Origin of the sequence: Pseudomonas fontis (genome assembly GCF_028656955.1) — a bacterium.
GTDB lineage: Bacteria > Pseudomonadota > Gammaproteobacteria > Pseudomonadales > Pseudomonadaceae > Aquipseudomonas > Aquipseudomonas fontis.
In genome coordinates this window covers 1-1,089 of sequence record NZ_JAMDGY010000144.1, presented here as the reverse complement: position 1 = coordinate 1,089, position 1,089 = coordinate 1, and the positions used below count along the sequence as shown (strand labels likewise).

The following is a 1,089-nucleotide window of genomic DNA, read 5'->3' as shown; positions in this document are numbered from 1 at the left end:
CTGACGGCAGCGGCTACATTACAAGAGCGAAGTGTGCAGGTGACCTTTCTCCCCACAAATCACAATCAACAAAACATCTCTGCTACGCTCCCACCCCCAAACCATGACCCTGCGCGCAGTAATGACATACGAAACCCCAGAACCCCAAGCCGTTTGCAACCCAATCACCAGCAGCGCGATCTTCCTCGTACTGACCCTCAACCCCACCCCGGAATCCGCACAAACCGTGCGTGACTGGTTTGGCGACGTCGCCGGCCTGACCCGTTCGGTGGGCAAGCGCGTCCCGGCGGGCAACCTGACGTGCGTCTGTGGTATCTCCGCAAACGCCTGGGACACCCTGTTCGACGGCCCACGCCCAGCCTCCCTGCACCCGTTCCGCGAGTTCGGTGAAGGTGAGCGCCTGGCCCCGGCCACCCCGGGCGATATCCTCCTGCACATCCGTGCCGAGCAGATGGACCTGTGCTTCGAGCTGGCCACCCAGATGATGGCGGCCTTGGGCGACGCGGTAACCGTTGCCGACGAAGTCCAGGGCTTCCGCTACTTCGACATGCGCAGCATCATCGGCTTCGTCGATGGCACGGAAAACCCGGAAGGCCGCAAAGCCGCACACTTCACCATGATCGGTGATGAGGACCCGGAATTCAGTGGCGGCAGCTACGTGCTGGTACAGAAATACCTGCACAAGATGGATGCCTGGAACGCGCTGTCGGTTGAAGCCCAGGAGCGCGTCATTGGCCGCACCAAACTGGCCGATATCGAGCTGAGCGACGAAGAAAAACCAAGCAACGCACACGCCGCCCTGACCGTCATCACCGACGAAAACGGGGAAGAAGTGAAGATCCTGCGCGACAACATGCCGTTCGGGCGCCCGGGGGCTGGAGAATTCGGCACCTACTTCATCGGTTACGCCCGTTCGCCGTCGCCCATCGAGCAGATGCTGGAAAACATGTTCGTCGGCCGCCCGGCAGGCAACTACGACCGCCTGCTGGACTTCAGTACCGCCGTCACTGGCGGCCTGTTCTTCGTGCCTTCGGCGGATTTGCTGGAAGCGCTGGCTGATCGCTGAGCCTTCTGTAGCCGCTGCCGCCA

1 protein-coding gene is annotated in these 1,089 nt (G+C 61.8%); it reads left to right on the top strand.

What is annotated here, in order from left to right; all coding sequences use genetic code 11:
- Nucleotides 1-121 precede the first annotated feature (121 nt).
- Nucleotides 122-1,066, top strand: a complete 945-nt coding sequence (locus M5G11_RS27265; protein WP_273914118.1) for a Dyp-type peroxidase — start codon at nt 122-124, stop codon at nt 1,064-1,066.
- Nucleotides 1,067-1,089 lie beyond the last annotated feature (23 nt).

Excerpts from the sequence above, each read along its gene's own strand:
- M5G11_RS27265 (WP_273914118.1), top strand. The coding sequence starts at position 122 with ATGACATACGAAACCCCAGAACCCCAAGCCGTTTGCAACCCAATCACC.